Source organism: Bacillus sp. XF8, assembly GCF_017498755.1.
GTDB lineage: Bacteria > Bacillota > Bacilli > Bacillales > Bacillaceae_G > Bacillus_A > Bacillus_A bingmayongensis.
In genome coordinates this window covers 93,491-108,090 of sequence record NZ_JAGDQK010000033.1, presented here as the reverse complement: position 1 = coordinate 108,090, position 14,600 = coordinate 93,491, and the positions used below count along the sequence as shown (strand labels likewise).

Here is a 14,600-nt window from a genome sequence, read left to right as displayed (position 1 = left end):
GCATGTATTAGGCACGCCGCCAGCGTTCATCCTGAGCCAGGATCAAACTCTCCAATAAAGTTAGTTTGTCTAGCATCTAAAATAAAAATTGACGTTTCACGTTGTTTGTTTCGTTCAGTTTTCAAAGAACTAAAAGCGGGTGAAGAGAATCGAACTCTCGACCAGAGCTTGGAAGGCTCTTGTTTTACCACTAAACTACACCCGCGTGGTCGGGAAGACAGGATTTGAACCTGCGACCCCCTGGTCCCAAACCAGGTGCTCTACCAAGCTGAGCCACTTCCCGTTATGGCGCGCCCGAGAGGAGTCGAACCCCTAACCTCTTGATCCGTAGTCAAACGCTCTATCCAATTGAGCTACGGGCGCTTATTCATGATGTTTTGTCGTCATTGTATTTTGGCGACTCAATTATCTTATCATACTGCATTTTCAAATGCAAGCACTTTTTTATTTTTTCTTTGGTGCGGCCGAGAGGACTTGAACCTCCACGGGGTTTCCCCCACTAGGCCCTCAACCTAGCGCGTCTGCCATTCCGCCACGACCGCATAATGCGGGTGAAGGGAGTCGAACCCCCACGCCAAAGGCGCCAGATCCTAAGTCTGGTGCGTCTGCCAATTCCGCCACACCCGCGGAAATAAAAAGTGAGCCATGAAGGACTCGAACCTTCGACCCTCTGATTAAAAGTCAGATGCTCTACCAACTGAGCTAATGGCTCGTAAATGGCTGGGCTAGCTGGATTCGAACCAGCGCATGACGGAGTCAAAGTCCGTTGCCTTACCGCTTGGCTATAGCCCACCGAAAGATATTCCTTTTTAGTGACAAAAATCATTATATCACGATTAGCAATAAAAAACAACTGCTTATTAGCAGAAGTTAAAATGGCGGTCCCGACCGGGGTCGAACCGGCGATCTCCTGCGTGACAGGCAGGCATGTTAACCACTACACCACGGGACCATTGGTTGCGGGGACAGGATTTGAACCTGCGACCTTCGGGTTATGAGCCCGACGAGCTACCGGACTGCTCCACCCCGCGACGATACTATTTATATACTATATTTAATATATGGTGGAGGATGACGGGATCGAACCGCCGACCCCCTGCTTGTAAGGCAGGTGCTCTCCCAGCTGAGCTAATCCTCCGAAAGTGGTGACCCGTACGGGATTCGAACCCGTGTTACCGCCGTGAAAGGGCGGTGTCTTAACCACTTGACCAACGGGCCAATATGAATGGCAGAGAAGAAGGGATTCGAACCCTCGCACCGCGTTAGCGATCTACTCCCTTAGCAGGGGAGCCCCTTGAGCCACTTGGGTACTTCTCTGTATGGCTCCGCAGGTAGGACTCGAACCTACGACCGATCGGTTAACAGCCGATAGCTCTACCACTGAGCTACTGCGGAATAATAAAGACAATTTACATCTTATATAAATTCATATTATAAGTCAAGTCGCTTATACAATATCTTGTACAAACGTGACATGTTTATAATATACTGGATTGGTTTTTAACTGTCAAGGTGTTTTTTATCTCTTTTAATCTACCCTTACACTTCCCGCAAACATATCTTTTTGTATTAATTTGACGTCTTCTTACATATTGAAGAGTACATTCTATACATTCATACACATGTGTTTTAGGCTCTTTTCTCACTCCCGCTATCCGCTTACAAAATCTAGGGGCTCCTACCTCCTTCAATAACTGACGAAAATCTCGATCACGATGTTGGTACCCTCTTCCCATAATATGCAAATGATAATGACACAGCTCATGCTTAATAATACCAATTAGTTCTTCTTTTCCATACACTTCATAATAACGATAGTTTAATTCTATATTATGACTTCGTAACAAATACCTCCCACCAGTTGTACGTAGTCGTTTATTGAACATTGCTTTATGCAAAAAAGCCCTCCCGAAATATTGTAACGATATTTCTTCTACAAGTCTTTGAATTTCTTTTTCATCCATTTTTATTCCCCCAAAAACTAAAAATAAACTTACACTTTTCTTCTTTCTTATACATATATTAAATAGTACATATACCCATCCTCATTCAAAAAGCGCAGCTTCTATAAACCATCTTCTCCCTCATCCGTTCATAGAACTTCGCTAACCAAACTCTTATAAGCAGTTCCCAAGATTGAGTTTTCCATTTACTTTGAATCTTTATCTTAGTCTATGGGGACTACTTGTTAGAGCCGGATTAAACAAGGAGGGATTCTTATGCCTACGTGGCTCCGAAAACAAATGCAGCGTGCATATTTTGAAAAAAACCGGTATCAAATTAAGTTACTAAATGAATGCTGGTTTTATTATAGCAAAACACATCAAAATTCCTGATAAAGTGAACGTTTAATCAGTGGGGGATGAAGCCTCCCCCACCGATTAAAATTCCACTAATATCCGTTCACGAAAAAAGAGAAGCGCTACACCTGCTCTCTTCCCATTCTTATTCAATAGGTAACATCGATAAGGCAACGCGTCCTTTTTTCATATCAACATCATCTACCCATACCTTTACAATTTGTCCGACAGATACCACATCTAACGGGTGCTTCACAAACTGTTTGCTCAGTTTAGAAATATGCACTAAACCATCTTGTTTCACACCAATATCGACAAATGCGCCAAAGTCAACAACATTTCGAACAGTTCCTTCCAACTCCATGCCGCGCTTTAAATCTTCTAATTTGAGAATGCCCTTTTTCAAAAGTGGTTTTGGCAATTCATCACGCATATCTCGTTCTGGACTAATTAAAGCGTCTATAATATCGATTAATGTCGGCTCACCAATATTCGTCTCTTGAGATAATTTAGAAAGCTCCACTCCTTCTAAACACTGTTGTAAATGTGGTTGTCCTACATCATTAATCGATAACCCTAAACTTTTTAATAGTAATTCAACATTTTTATACTGCTCTGGATGAATACCCGTTCTATCAAGTGGATTTTCACCTTCTAGTATACGTAAGAAACCAATACATTGCTCATACGTTTTGGCACCTAGCCGTGGTATTTTCTTTAACTCTGTGCGCTTTGTAAATTTTCCATCTTCTTCACGTTTACTTACAATATTTTTCGCAACTGTTTTTGATAATCCCGAAACGTATTGCAATAGCGCTACAGAAGCTGTATTCACATTCACTCCTACTTGGTTAACAGCTGTTTCCACGACAAATGTTAATGATTCATTTAATCTCTTTTGTGATACATCATGCTGATATTGTCCTACTCCAACTGATTTTGGATCAATTTTCACAAGTTCGGCAAGCGGATCTTGCAGACGTCTTCCGATCGAAACAGCACTTCTTTCCTCAACTTGAAACTCTGGAAATTCTTCACGAGCCAAATCAGAAGCTGAATATACACTAGCACCAGCTTCATTGACAATAATATAAAATACGTCTTGCTGTACTAATTGTAAAACATCTACTATAAACTCTTCCGTCTCCCTAGAAGCTGTACCATTTCCAATCGCAATCATCTGAACCTGATATTTTTCTATAATAGAAATAACTTTTGTTTTTGCATCTTCATATTTTCGAACAGGTGGATGCGGGTAAATGACATCAATATGCAGAACTTTCCCTGTATCATCTACTACCGCTAACTTACATCCTGTTCGATACGCAGGATCTACTGCTAATACTACCTTTCCTTTCATCGGTGGCTGTAATAATAAATTACGTAAATTCTCAGAGAAAATGTGAATTGCTTGCTCTTCTGCCGTTTCAGTTAATTCCTTACGAATCTCCCTTTCGATTGACGGTTGAATTAATCGCTTATATCCATCTTCAATTGCTAATTGTACATATACTGCACTTTTAGATGATTCATCACGAATCACTTTTTTATGTAGAAAACGCACAACTTCTTCTGTTGGTGGAATAACAGAAACTTTTAGTACTTCTTCCTTCTCGCCACGATTTATAGCTAACACACGATGCGGTACAATTTTTTGGATTGGCTCTTCATAACCGTAATACATCTCATATATGTTTTTTTCATCTTTCTCTTCATCTTTTACAGACGAAGACATCATCCCTTTTTTGAAAGTAATATTTCGAATCCAACTACGATACGCAGCATCATCTGATACAATTTCTGCAATAATATCTTGAGCGCCCTGCAATGCTTCTTCGGCAGATTGCACTTTTTTCTCAATATTCACAAATCCCTTTGCCTTATCTTTTGGGTCTTCTTTTGTAAATAGAAGTAACCACTCCGCTAACGGCTCGAGTCCCTTATCCTTTGCAATTGTCGCTTTTGTTCTTCTTTTTTCTTTATAAGGACGATACAAATCTTCTACTTCTTGTAGCTTTGTTGCAGATACAATATGACGACGTAGCTCTTCTGTTAATTTTCCCTTTTCATGAATCAGACGAAGAACCTCTTCTTTTCGATCTTCAAGTTGCATCATATATTGCCATCTTTCTAAGATGGCACGAATTTGCACTTCATCTAGAGAACCTGTCCATTCTTTTCGGTAACGAGCAATAAATGGAACTGTGTTACCTTCTTCTGTTAATTGAATAACATGACGAACTTGCTTTTCTGTAAAGCCTAATTCTTTCACTAACATTTTCATTAACGCTTGTCGATTATCTACCGTTTCCATATACAACCGAAACCTCCTCTAATAAAAAAAGTTGCCCCTTAAAGAGAGCAACTTAAACTGCCGATTTAAAAATCTATTAGTCCTAAACTAATTTGCAGAGCTTCATCTACACGACTCATCATCACTTCATCTAAATGAGTGATTTTGTCCGTTAAGCGCTGTTTATCGATTGTTCGGATTTGCTCAAGCAAGATAACCGAATCCCTCTCAAACCCGTACTTTTTCGCATCAATTTCCACATGTGTGGGCAATTTTGCTTTCTGAATCTGTGCAGTAATAGCCGCCACAATCACAGTCGGACTAAAACGATTTCCGATGTCATTTTGAATGACAAGAACCGGACGAACGCCTCCTTGCTCAGAACCAACAACTGGGGAAAGGTCTGCAAAATACACGTCGCCGCGTTTTACAATCAAAATATTACCCCCCGCTAACTAAGCGTTCTACTGTATGAGCTGCTTCATACTCTGCTAAGAAAGCTTCAGATGCAATACCAAGATTAATTTTTCCCATTTCAATATACCCACGTCGCATGGATTCATGTTGGTAGCGTTTCTTCGTCTTATGTTGACGCAATAACAGTTGTGTTGCCTGGCAAATTAGTTCATGGCGATTCTTATTCTCTTGTTTTCCAATTCCGTCCAATTCCGTTACCACTTGCTTCGGCAACCGAACCACGATTTCAGTAGTTACACTTGATTCGGACACAAAAATACACCTCCACCGTCAACTACACACCCAAATATATATATGACACCTATTGTAATAATACCATTGTATGGGGCCTGTTGCAAAGACTTCCTTATTCCTTGTTTATGTTTTCCAATTCACAAACAAAACATTCACTTTCTTTTACTTTTTATCTCTTTCTAATAAGAAATGAAACGAAATTCCCATCCGCGGGAGCTTCCATCACTTTTGATAACTAACAGGTAATAGCTATCGCAAAAATACTTACTTATATATCATTTAAATAATTTATGACTTCGACAACTTTACCATCTCGAATAAATATACGAGGAACTCGAAAGCTTATCGTTGTAATAATTTCATAGTTAATGGTTCCTGAATACTCCGCAACCTCAGTCGCACTAATATATTGGTCACCCTGTCTTCCGATAAGCGTTACCTTTGTTCCAAGGGAGACCTCACAAGGAAGGTGGATCATAAATTGATCCATTGTAATCCGGCCTACAATAGGAACTCTTTTCCCATTCACAAGTACTTTAAATCCTTGCAATCTTCTAAGCCAACCATCTGCATACCCAATCGGTACCGTTGCTATCCACTCTTCCGTCTTCGTCCGATAAGTGACACCATAACTAATTCCATCACCTTTAATAACTTGTTTAATATGAGCAACTCTCGTATGAAGTGAAAGAGCAGGTTCTAATTTAATTGGTAAAAAAGGGCGTATTTCTACAGAAGGTGATAACCCATACATTGCAATCCCTAGTCTAACAGCATTGAATGTAATGCCATGAAACCTCATAGCAGCTGCACTATTAGCTACATGAATGAACTCTGGATTTACTCCAAATTCCTCAAGCCAATTTAACTGTTCCAAAAACGTATTATATTGCTTATCAAAATAAGAGGTTTCCACTTCATCCGCTGTTGAAAAATGCGTATACACTCCTTCTAATTCAAAAGATGGAGCATATTTTAAGCTACGCAAAAAACCTTTTAGTTCTTTACGTTCTCGAATTCCAATCCTTCCCATACCACTATCGAAATTAATATGAAAACGTAATGGTACCGCGCTATCCCAAATTTCTACAGCTTCCTCGACCCACTCTTTTTGAAAAACAGTTAGTGCCACATCATTTTCAGCAGCCACATTCACAACACGTGGTGATGAAGGACCTAATACTAAAATTGGCGCGGTAATACCTGCTCGGCGAAGCACTAATGCCTCATCCAAAAAGGCAACAGCTAGCCTTGTTGCCCCGGCCTCTAACGCAGTTCTGGCTACAGGAACATAGTCATGTCCATATGCATTCCCTTTTACTACAGCAAAAATCTCAACTCTTTCCGGAATGAGTTCTTTAATGCGCGTTACATTGTTGTAAATTGCATCCAAATTTACTTCTACCCACGTATCACGGTAAAATGATGATTCTTCCATAAAACAACACTTCCTTATATACGATATGCGAAGCTCATTCTTTTATATTCGTCTTTTTATGAAATCCATCCCTCAAAACAAGAAAAAACGTGGTGCATATACTTCACCACGTCTAAGAAGTTTATTTCTCCTGCTTTGCTGCGACAGAACGAGCTATCATTAACAGCTCATCTGGTTTTAAACCTTTAGACACGAGCATATATTCCACTCCGTCATGCGACCATGTTAATGAATCTTTTGCTAGAGCACCAATTGTAAAACCAAGATCGACTAACTCTCCACTTACACTGATTGACGCTGAAGCTTCAGCAACCTTCGCTTTTTCTTGTATTAATGTAAAAGATTTCTTATTTCCAGTATATGTGAGTATCGCACGCTTGCCACTGTCTGTCTTCAACTCTTTCTCTTCATTTAAAACCATTCCTTGCGGAGTATCACGTGGATATAGAACAGCAAACGGTTTGTCTTCTTTCACAGTTGTTTGTACATCCACTTGCGCCCTTGACATATTTTGTTTCGTATCAAATGCACCCTTATCAAATTTTGTATCAAACTTTACTTTTGAAAAATCTACTTTCACAAGAACATTTTGATCATTATCCATCAATTTTACCGAAACAGGTGCTAAATCACTTTTATTAAATTTAATTTCTTGCTTCGGTAGCATATTTTGATGGTGATAATTCGTTTTTGTCTTAAACACATAGTATTTATCTGTTTTCTCAAATGAAAGATTTTTCTCATCCTGTAAGATGTCTCTTACAAGTGACTCATATAAGTAAGCCTGACTGCTATTTTGCGGCCAGTCGCTTTGAAATCGAAAACTTTTATTAAGAGCTGGTGTTAACACAAATACACCTTCATTATTTCTTAAAATGATTTGACTCTGATCTTTCTTTGTATTTTTCAAATTCACACGATAATAAGAAGGTTCTTTATGCCAAACTTCCACATTATACTCTTGTGGTTCATTCCCCGTTTTAATAGATAATTTCGCTTCTGCTTGATAACTTTTCATACCCTTAACCTTGGCTTCTAAATCTCGTACGACATCTTCTTGTTTTTTTTCCATACAACCCGCTAACACGAAAACGGTCAATAAACCGACAATAACTAAAAATAGCCGCCTTTTCATCATTTCAGCCCCTTTGCCCCTATAAATGAATGGAAGATATTTCTTCCTTATCGCTAACTCAAATATATGAGACAAAGATATAAAATATGCAGACTAGCGTGACGAGCTTTCTAAAACAACCTGGGCCACTGCAAACTCTCTACTATGACTGATTGACAGATGAACGATATGCTCCGTATTTGCAGTGAGAATCGGCTTGCCTCTATCATCATTTTTTATTTCAATATCTAAAAAGCTTACTTCTTTTCCGATACCAGTTCCAACCGCTTTAGAATACGCTTCTTTCGCTGCAAACCTTCCCGCTACAAATTCTACAAGACGATTCCCTTTTAATTCAGAAGCAACACTACGTTCCTCCTCAGTTAAAATACGCTCCATAAATTTAAGCTTTCCATCTAGCATTTTTTCAATTCGATTCAGTTCGATAATATCAATTCCAATCCCTGTAATCATTTCAAAAGTCCCCTTCTTCTATTTGTCTTCCTTCATTCATATTGTAAGAATAACAGAGAATCTTTCTGATGCAAAAGGAGTGAAAATATAAAATGCCAATTCCATATATGCGGACTCCCTTACAACCCGTCGTTCTCTCTTTACTTTGCTTGCAACTAATCATGATGATACTTGGAGATTTTTTCTTCCCTACTTTAGCTGCTTACAATGAATATATTTCTAAAGGTGAATGGTGGCGGTTTATAACCTCTCTATTTATACATGTAGACTTTCAGCACTTTCTTTCTAATAGCATTTGTCTATTTCTGCTCGGTCAATCTATCGAAAAACAACTAGGCAGCATTCGCTTCCCTATTTTATTTTTCGCTGCCGGCATTAGCGGCAATATTTTTTCTTATATTATTATGCCCATCGGGTATGTTCATGCCGGCGCATCAGGTGGTATTTTCGGATTACTTGGTTCACAACTTTTTCTTTTATATAGTCGCCACCAGTCTTCTCAGCCAAAAGAGTTAGTTTTCTTTTCTTCAATTATATTTCTATTACTTCTTTTCACCTTCTCTAATCCTTCTGCTAATCCTATTAGCCATTTAACTGGACTACTAATTGGTGGTATTTGCACTCCATTTTTAACAAAAGAAAAGATGGTGTAGAGCTTATTTAACATAAAAGCTCCCACCATCGACTATTTCCACCTCTGGTTTTGCACCAAGATCCCGCATTAATTGAAATAAAGACTCATCCTTCTTTTTCGCTTCAATCATACAATCTATTTGCGAAACGCTACCTTTGATTTTCTGTAAAAAAGATAAAAATGTATCTGCATCAATAAAATCCGCATGAGCTCTAGGATCCTTTCCTTTTCGCGGACTAGAAATATGCATTTTGATTGGCAATAAAGACACTTTCCAAGTATTCACTACACGTTCCCAATCTTCATACCAATCCTCTTTATCGTTATTCATCATATGATGGTGCAAATCAAATACAATCGGAATTTCCAGTTTTTCACCTAAATATAATGTTTCTTTTAATGAAAAAGTCGTATCATCATTTTCTAACATAATCATTTCTTGAATACTTGCAGGAACGTTGGACCAATTTTCAATGAAATGTTCTAATGCAAGTTCTTTATCATTATATCCACCACCAACATGTAACACGCAGCGATGTCCTCGTTTTATCCCCATTCCCTTTAGCAACTTTCGGTGCATCTGAAGCGTTTTTACCGACTGTCTAAAAATATTTTCTTGCGGTGAATTTAATACAACAAAATGATCCGGGTGAAAATCGATTCTCATCTTCATCTGATGTGCAAATTCACCTAACCCTTTTAAATTCTCCTTTAAAGGACGAATATAATTCCAATCGAGCAATTCTTCATGGTTTGCTAAAGGAATTAATTTTGAGCTAAGCCGAAAAAAGGATATACCATGTCCCTTATTATGTTTTAATAACCGCAAACAATTTTCTAAATTAGAATTAGCAATTCTTTCAAGCTTATGAATCGCCGCCTCTCGATCTTTCATACGTTGAAACTGCGCGTATGTCATCGTTTGAGAAGGAGATGCATTTTTCAAGTGTACACTCATCGCTACATAACCAAGTCTTACAAGCATAAAGCCCCTCTTTTCTATACAACTTATTATGTAGTATGCGCAATTACACAAATAAAAAAGGATGCCCTTTTTTGGACATCCTCTCTTTCATTAAGCTTGTGGCTTACGGCTATGATGTTTTCTTTCGCCGCGTCCATTTGAAGATCCCGGACGACCTTGACCTTCACCTTTACGACCACGGTTGCGGTTACCATCACGGTTACCATCACGGTTGCGATCACGATTACGGCCATCTCCGCCACGTCCATCACGACTACGGTTACGGTTACCGTCACGGTATCCATTTCCGTTACCACCGCGTTTTTTAGAACCTCTTGAAACAACTGGTGGCTCTGATGTTAAAGCGATTGGTGTTGTATCTGGCTCTTTTGTCATCATTTTTAAAGCAGCTGCTACAACAGTTACAGAATCATTTTCTTCTAACATTTCTTCTGCAATACGTTTGTAGTATGATAAATTATCATTTTCAATTGTGCTTTGAAGTTTTTCTGCGATTAAACGTTGTTGACCTTCTAATGCTTCGTCAAGTGTCGGCGCATTCATGCGGTCCATTTTACGTTTTGTTGTACGCTCAATATTTTTTAATTGTCCTGATTCACGTGGTGTTACAAATAACATTGCAATACCTTTTTTACCAGCACGGCCAGTACGACCAATACGGTGAACATATGATTCTGGATCTTGTGGAATATCGAAATTATATACGTGTGTTACACCTGAAATATCAAGACCACGCGCTGCAACGTCTGTTGCAACAAGAACTTCAATAGAACCTTCTTTAAATTTACGTAATACAGACATACGTTTCGCTTGTGTTAAATCACCGTGAATACCTTCTGCTGCATAACCACGTAAGTTTAATGCTTCTGATAATTCATCAACACGACGCTTTGTGCGACCGAATACGATTGCAAGCTCTGGAGATTGAATATCTAATAAGCGTGTTAATACGTCAAACTTTTTCTTTTCTTGCACTTCTAAATAGAATTGCTGAATGTTTGGCATTGTTACTTCTTTTGCTTTTACTTTAATGTGTTGAGGCTCAGTCATGAAACGCTCAGCAATACGACGGATTGGATCTGGCATTGTTGCTGAGAATAATAATGTTTGATGTGTTTCTGGCACATCTGTTAAAATCGCTTCAATATCTTCAATGAAGCCCATGTTTAACATTTCATCTGCTTCGTCAAGAACAACAGTTTCTACGTTTTGTAGACGAAGTGTCTTACGGTTAATATGATCTAAAATACGACCCGGCGTACCAACAATAATGTGTGGGTGTTTTTTTAGAGCACGAATTTGGCGGTTAATATCTTGGCCACCATAGATTGGTAAAATACGAACACGTTTATGTTTACCAATTTTGTAAAGTTCTTCTCCAACTTGAATTGCTAATTCACGCGTTGGCGCGATAACAATACCTTGAACTGACTCTTTATGTGTATCCACTTTGTCTAATAGTGGTAATCCGAATGCTGCTGTTTTCCCTGTACCTGTTTGTGCTTGCCCAATAATGTCTTTACCTTGCAATGCATGTGGAATTGTTTCAGCTTGAATTGGCGTAGCCTCTTCAAAGCCCATACTTTCAACAGATTGCAGTAAAGAATCACTTAATCCTAATTCTCGAAATGTTGTCAATGTTACTTCTCCTTTTCTATCCTATACTTATCATTTAAAAAAAGGCGTTTTCCGAATTTGCGGAAAAGCCCTTTTCCTGAATGCTCACGTATATAAACGGGCGTATATTCTTCGCGAAAATACTTCTAAACGTTATTACACTTTATCAATTATAAGTTTTGTATGTGCAAAAAGCAAACCCAACTGTTACCTTATTTCATATAAAGAGCTTTTTTCTTCACTTTTATTTTTTATTTTTTTACTGTAAGCGCTTATTAGCAGTTTCCGCTATTTTTGTATCTGTCATCCCTATTTACATGCACCAATTATTTCAACATCGTAATGACTTCTTCCAATTTCATTCCACGAGATGCTTTTACTAATACAACATCTTTCACATCAACAACAGCCTTTAAATCTTTCACAAGCTCTTCTTTATTATCATATGCTTTCACACGCTCATTAGAAAAGTTAATTTTTGCTCCTTCAGCAATTTGTGCTCCTAGTTTACCGTACGTAAATACATAGGAAATTCGCGCAGGGTCAATTAACTTACCTACTTCATAATGAAATTGTACCTCTTGGTCTCCAAGCTCTAGCATATCACCAAGAACAACAATTTTTTTCGAAAATCCATCTAAACCATTCATTAAATGGAATGCTGCTTCCATTGCTGTTGGACTTGCATTATATGCGTCATTAATAATCGTTAATCCACTATCTGTTTTTACAATTTCCATACGCATACCTGTCATTTTAAGTGTTAGTAGACCTTGCTTCATCTCTTCCCACGTTACACCAAAATATTTCGCAATTGCCATTGATGCCAATGTATTATATACATTATGTTTTCCAAGGACTGGTAGAGAAAATGTAACAGTTTCTGCCTGGTTCATCTTAAAATGAGTGCCAGTCGCCTGTAATGTTACAGAGGTTGGATAATAATCATTTGCTCTCGCATCACCAAACGTAACAGTTTCTGCTGCTAAATTCATCTTTGGAACACGATTTGTTAAAAGCGGCTCATCCCCATTGTATACAAAAACTCCACCATCTTGTAATCCTGTAACGATTTCGAGTTTCGCCTCAGCAATCGCATCGCGGGATCCTAAATCCATTAAATGCGCTTCTCCAATATTTGTAATGATTGCAGCGTTCGGACGAGCCAACTTAGATAAAAATTCAATTTCACCCAGGCTAGACATTCCCATCTCTAATACAGCCATTTCTGTATTTTCTTCTAGATTTAAAATAGTAAGCGGCAAGCCGATATGGTTATTAAAGTTACCCTCTGTTTTTTGAACCTTAAATTTGGTTGCAAGGAGGCTTGTCACAATATCTTTCGTAGACGTTTTGCCGTTACTTCCTGTTACACCTATAACTTTTACATCTAACTGATCACGGTAGCTTTTTGCTAATGTTTGCAGCGCTTCTAATGTATCTTCTACAAAAATCACCGGTATATTCGTAGGTGGATTTTGTACATCCTTTTTCCAAAGCGTAGCTACAGCACCATTTTCAATTGCTTTATCTACAAAATTATGACCATCAAAGCGATCACCTTGAATCGGAACATATAAGTTACCTTTTTCTATTTTTCGTGTATCGATTGATACGCCTTGTATAGTCATTTCGCTATATTGCTCTACTAAGCCGGCACCACTTACCATTTGTTCTACTTGTTTTAACATTCGCTTTATCATAAAAACACTCCTTACATAGAGGAAGCACTATTCTCTTGAATAGTGCTTCCCCCTTTTTGTTAGATTGTATATTTAATTTTTTGCTTTTCTTCGTGACGCTCAATCGCCAACTGAATTAATTCTTCAATTAACTCCGGATACGGCAAGCCCGTGTGTTGCCATAGTAGCGGGAACATACTAAACGGCGTAAATCCTGGCATTGTATTTACTTCATTAATATATACTTCTCCGTCTTTCGTTAAGAAGAAATCCGCTCTTGTTAATCCAGCACCATCTAAAGATTGGAATGCACGAATTGCATCTCTTTGAATCGTTGCCGACTCTTCTTCTGTAATTTCAGCTGGAATAATTAATGCCGTATCACCATCAATGTATTTTGATTTATAATCATAAAACTCTTTCTTCGGTACAATTTCACCGACAACAGAGCATTTTGGCTCATCATTACCTAAAACGCCAACTTCCACTTCACGACCTACAATATTTTCTTCTACAATAATCTTGCGGTCAAATTGGAACGCTTCTGCAAATGCTTTTTCTAATTCTTCACGATCTTTACATTTATTGATACCAACACTTGATCCAAGGTTTGCTGGTTTAACAAAGCATGGGTAGCCTAATACTTCTTCTACCTTTTCATAAGCAGCTTGAGGGTTTTTCTCCCATACACTGCGAATGCAAGATGCGTACTTCGCTTGTTTTAATCCAGCTTCTGCAAAGATATTTTTCATAACAACTTTATCCATACCAGCAGCTGATGCTAACACACCATTCCCAACGTATGGGATATTCATTAATTCTAATAACCCTTGTACCGTTCCATCTTCACCATTTGGTCCGTGTAACAATGGGAAAATAACATCAATCGCCTCTTCTTGCTTAGAAGAAGACGGGATAATTTCCGTACTTAATGATACTGGAGAAATTGCATTTTCCTCTCCATTCATTTGTAAAGCTTGCACGCTTGTTACTTCACCTTCAATGCGTTCACCACGCATCCATTGTCCTTGCTCTGTAATATAAATCGGATGAATCTCGAATTTTTCTTGATTTAATGCTTTAATAGCAGCAAGAGCTGTTTGTAATGAAACTTGATGCTCTGCTGATTTTCCACCATATAATAAACCTAATTTAATTTTCGTCAATGAAATCACCCTAATCAATTGTTTTCATTTTTCTATTTTAGCACTTTTTATAAAAATAGACAGTTCCTATTTAAAATAAAGTGAAACTTTTCTCAACAGGGATCTTACTGCCTGCAAATAGAGAAATAAATGACAGAACGGTTTCACCAATTGTATTTTTATGAAAAGTTATTCTAAATTCATATC

13 protein-coding genes and 13 tRNA genes are annotated in these 14,600 nt (G+C 38.2%); 2 read left to right on the top strand and 24 right to left on the bottom strand.

Annotated elements, in window-relative coordinates; translation table 11 throughout:
• Window positions 1–134: 134 nt before the first annotated feature.
• The 14 genes from J4P91_RS19760 to J4P91_RS19695 all read right to left on the bottom strand — a co-directional run bounded on the left by J4P91_RS19760 (window position 135) and on the right by J4P91_RS19695 (window position 1,964).
• Window positions 135–205: transfer RNA gene (locus J4P91_RS19760), tRNA-Gly, on the bottom strand.
• A 1-nt stretch (window position 206) separates the two neighbouring features.
• Window positions 207–283, bottom strand: a tRNA-Pro gene (locus tag J4P91_RS19755).
• A gap of 3 nt (window positions 284–286) precedes the next feature.
• Window positions 287–363 (bottom strand) — tRNA-Arg (locus J4P91_RS19750).
• 93 nt (window positions 364–456) lie between these two features.
• A tRNA-Leu gene (locus J4P91_RS19745) sits at window positions 457–542 on the bottom strand.
• Window positions 543–546: 4 nt separating this feature from the next.
• A tRNA-Leu gene (locus J4P91_RS19740) sits at window positions 547–627 on the bottom strand.
• 12 nt (window positions 628–639) lie between these two features.
• Window positions 640–712 (bottom strand) — tRNA-Lys (locus J4P91_RS19735).
• A gap of 5 nt (window positions 713–717) precedes the next feature.
• A tRNA-Gln gene (locus J4P91_RS19730) sits at window positions 718–792 on the bottom strand.
• Between the two features lie 84 nt (window positions 793–876).
• Window positions 877–952 (bottom strand) — tRNA-Asp (locus tag J4P91_RS19725).
• 2 nt (window positions 953–954) lie between these two features.
• Window positions 955–1,031 (bottom strand) — tRNA-Met (locus J4P91_RS19720).
• 31 nt (window positions 1,032–1,062) lie between these two features.
• Window positions 1,063–1,138 (bottom strand) — tRNA-Val (locus J4P91_RS19715).
• Between the two features lie 5 nt (window positions 1,139–1,143).
• Window positions 1,144–1,218 (bottom strand) — tRNA-Glu (locus J4P91_RS19710).
• A gap of 8 nt (window positions 1,219–1,226) precedes the next feature.
• Window positions 1,227–1,317 (bottom strand) — tRNA-Ser (locus tag J4P91_RS19705).
• A gap of 3 nt (window positions 1,318–1,320) precedes the next feature.
• Window positions 1,321–1,395 (bottom strand) — tRNA-Asn (locus J4P91_RS19700).
• An 83-nt stretch (window positions 1,396–1,478) separates the two neighbouring features.
• Window positions 1,479–1,964, bottom strand: a complete 486-nt coding sequence (locus J4P91_RS19695; RefSeq protein WP_207995504.1) for a SprT family protein — start codon at window positions 1,962–1,964, stop codon at window positions 1,479–1,481.
• Window positions 1,965–2,219: 255 nt separating this feature from the next.
• On the opposite strand from J4P91_RS19695, the gene cmpA reads away from it, so the two are divergent.
• On the top strand, window positions 2,220–2,336 hold the full coding sequence (gene cmpA, locus J4P91_RS19690; protein WP_017154227.1) for a cortex morphogenetic protein CmpA: 117 nt from the start codon (window positions 2,220–2,222) through the stop codon (window positions 2,334–2,336).
• A 109-nt stretch (window positions 2,337–2,445) separates the two neighbouring features.
• Here the strand turns inward: cmpA and J4P91_RS19685 are convergent, their stop codons facing one another.
• The 6 genes from J4P91_RS19685 to acpS form a co-directional block, all read right to left on the bottom strand.
• On the bottom strand, window positions 2,446–4,614 hold the full coding sequence (locus J4P91_RS19685) for a Tex family protein (RefSeq protein ID WP_207995503.1): 2,169 nt from the start codon (window positions 4,612–4,614) through the stop codon (window positions 2,446–2,448).
• A gap of 65 nt (window positions 4,615–4,679) precedes the next feature.
• Window positions 4,680–5,030 carry a type II toxin-antitoxin system endoribonuclease NdoA gene (gene ndoA, locus J4P91_RS19680; protein WP_000635965.1) on the bottom strand — a complete coding sequence of 117 codons (351 nt, stop codon included), beginning with the start codon at window positions 5,028–5,030 and terminating at the stop codon, window positions 4,680–4,682.
• A gap of 4 nt (window positions 5,031–5,034) precedes the next feature.
• Window positions 5,035–5,322: an antitoxin EndoAI gene (locus J4P91_RS19675; protein ID WP_000004571.1), complete on the bottom strand. Its 288-nt coding sequence runs from the start codon at window positions 5,320–5,322 to the stop codon at window positions 5,035–5,037.
• A gap of 250 nt (window positions 5,323–5,572) precedes the next feature.
• Window positions 5,573–6,742 carry an alanine racemase gene (alr, locus tag J4P91_RS19670; protein ID WP_207995502.1) on the bottom strand — a complete coding sequence of 390 codons (1,170 nt, stop codon included), beginning with the start codon at window positions 6,740–6,742 and terminating at the stop codon, window positions 5,573–5,575.
• 121 nt (window positions 6,743–6,863) lie between these two features.
• Window positions 6,864–7,814 carry a LolA family protein gene (locus tag J4P91_RS19665; protein WP_207995506.1) on the bottom strand — a complete coding sequence of 317 codons (951 nt, stop codon included), beginning with the start codon at window positions 7,812–7,814 and terminating at the stop codon, window positions 6,864–6,866.
• 156 nt (window positions 7,815–7,970) lie between these two features.
• Window positions 7,971–8,330 (bottom strand): holo-ACP synthase, encoded by a 360-nt coding sequence (acpS, locus tag J4P91_RS19660; RefSeq protein ID WP_207995501.1) that lies wholly within the window; start codon window positions 8,328–8,330, stop codon window positions 7,971–7,973.
• 92 nt (window positions 8,331–8,422) lie between these two features.
• On the opposite strand from acpS, the gene J4P91_RS19655 reads away from it, so the two are divergent.
• Window positions 8,423–8,983 (top strand): rhomboid family intramembrane serine protease, encoded by a 561-nt coding sequence (locus J4P91_RS19655; protein WP_017154232.1) that lies wholly within the window; start codon window positions 8,423–8,425, stop codon window positions 8,981–8,983.
• A gap of 3 nt (window positions 8,984–8,986) precedes the next feature.
• On the opposite strand, the gene uvsE is transcribed toward J4P91_RS19655, so the two are convergent.
• From uvsE to J4P91_RS19635, 4 genes are all read right to left on the bottom strand, one after another.
• Window positions 8,987–9,949: a UV DNA damage repair endonuclease UvsE gene (uvsE, locus tag J4P91_RS19650; RefSeq protein ID WP_207995500.1), complete on the bottom strand. Its 963-nt coding sequence runs from the start codon at window positions 9,947–9,949 to the stop codon at window positions 8,987–8,989.
• 90 nt (window positions 9,950–10,039) lie between these two features.
• The gene (gene cshA, locus J4P91_RS19645) at window positions 10,040–11,587 is read right to left on the bottom strand and encodes a degradosome RNA helicase CshA (RefSeq protein ID WP_207995499.1); all 1,548 of its coding nucleotides are present in this window, start codon (window positions 11,585–11,587) and stop codon (window positions 10,040–10,042) included.
• A gap of 305 nt (window positions 11,588–11,892) precedes the next feature.
• Window positions 11,893–13,269, bottom strand: coding sequence for a UDP-N-acetylmuramoyl-tripeptide--D-alanyl-D-alanine ligase (locus tag J4P91_RS19640; protein WP_207995498.1), 1,377 nt, complete (start codon window positions 13,267–13,269; stop codon window positions 11,893–11,895).
• A gap of 59 nt (window positions 13,270–13,328) precedes the next feature.
• A complete protein-coding gene (locus J4P91_RS19635) occupies window positions 13,329–14,414 on the bottom strand; it encodes a D-alanine--D-alanine ligase (protein WP_207995497.1) in 1,086 nt (361 codons plus the stop codon).
• Window positions 14,415–14,600 lie beyond the last annotated feature (186 nt).